This window comes from Bradyrhizobium sp. SZCCHNRI3052, from assembly GCF_032484895.1.
Lineage (GTDB): Bacteria > Pseudomonadota > Alphaproteobacteria > Rhizobiales > Xanthobacteraceae > Bradyrhizobium.
The window spans coordinates 1-1,268 of sequence record NZ_JAUETW010000032.1 but is presented as its reverse complement, the minus strand read 5'-3'; the positions used below and the strand labels follow the sequence as shown (position 1 = coordinate 1,268).

Genomic DNA, 1,268 nt, shown 5'->3' with positions numbered 1-1,268 from the left:
TGAGCTGCCACCGAAGTTTCATCCAGCAGAGTTTAGAGTCCGGGTGGGTTGTACGCCGAGTGGCGCGGGTGGAGCAACGGGCGATTGGCGGAGCTGGTCGGGGTTGCGCAGCCGATCGCCCGTTGCGGTGAGGTTGGCGGCAAAGGCCGCAGGGGTCTGGTATCTCAGCGAGGAATGCGGCCGCGCGTTGTTGTAGTCGGCAACCCAGGCGGCGAGCCTGCGCCTGGTATCATCGAGACCGAAGAACAGCGTTTCATTCAAGAACTCGTCGCGCATCCGGCCGTTGAAGCTCTCGACGAAGGCGTTCTGGATCGGCTTGCCCGGTGCGATGAAGTGCCAGTCGATCGCGTTGTCCCTGCACCAGGCCAGCATCGCGTTGCTGGTAAACTCGGTGCCGTTGTCCGAGACGATCGAGCCCGGCTTGCCGCGCCGGGCGATGATCGAGGTCAGCTCCCGCGCCACCCGCCGCCCCGAGAGCGAAGTGTCGGCAATCGCGCCCAGGCACTCCTTGGTGACGTCGTCGACGATGTTGAGGATGCGGAAGCGCCGCCCGCCTGCGAACTGATCGGACACGAAGTCCAGCGACCAGCGCGCATTCGGCCTCGCATCGACCAGGATTGGCACGCGGACGCCGCAGGCCTTGCGGCGGCTGCGGCGCTTGCGCACCGCGAGCCCTTCCTCCCGGTAAAGCCGATGGATGCGGTTGATCCCGGACGGCTCGCCCTCCCGCCGCAACAGAATGAACAGCCGTCGATAGCCGAAGCGCCGCCGCTTGCTGGCGAGCTCGCGCAAGCGGCCCCGAAGCGCGGTGTCGGGGGGCCGGCGGGACCGGTAGCGGACCATCGTCCGGTCCGCTCCGACGATCGAACAGGCCCGCCGTTCCGACAGGCCCAGCTTGGCCTGCAGGTGCGCCGCCGCGGCGCGCTTGGCGGCAGGCCTTACCATTTTTTTGAGAGCAGCTCCCGCAGCGCGGCCGCATCGAGCATCTGCTCGGCCAGCAGCTTCTTCAGCTTGGCATTCTCGTCCTCGAGCGCCTTCAGCCGCTTGGCTTCGGAGACGTCCATGCCGCCGAATTTAGCCTTCCAATTGTAGAACGTCGCTTCCGAAATCCCGTGCTTCCGAGCCAGATCGGCCGTCTTCGCACCGGCCTCGTGCTCCTTCAAAACCGCGATGATCTGCTCTTCCGTGAACCGCTTTCGCTTCATCTGTCCGTCCTTCGTCAGGCCGGACTCTAAATCGTTCTGGAGGAAATTCTTAGGGGCAGGTCA

General features: G+C 65.2%; 1 protein-coding gene. It reads right to left on the bottom strand.

All coding sequences use genetic code 11. The annotated features are described in order from the left end of the window. Window positions 1-18 precede the first annotated feature (18 nt). Window positions 19-1,205, bottom strand: a protein-coding gene (locus tag QW887_RS34855) for an IS3 family transposase (protein ID WP_316196202.1) whose coding sequence is annotated in 2 segments (ribosomal slippage) — window positions 19-944 and window positions 944-1,205 — 1,188 coding nt in all. Because the reading frame shifts where the segments join, the coding sequence is not laid out codon by codon here. Between the last annotated feature and the right edge of the window lie 63 nt (window positions 1,206-1,268).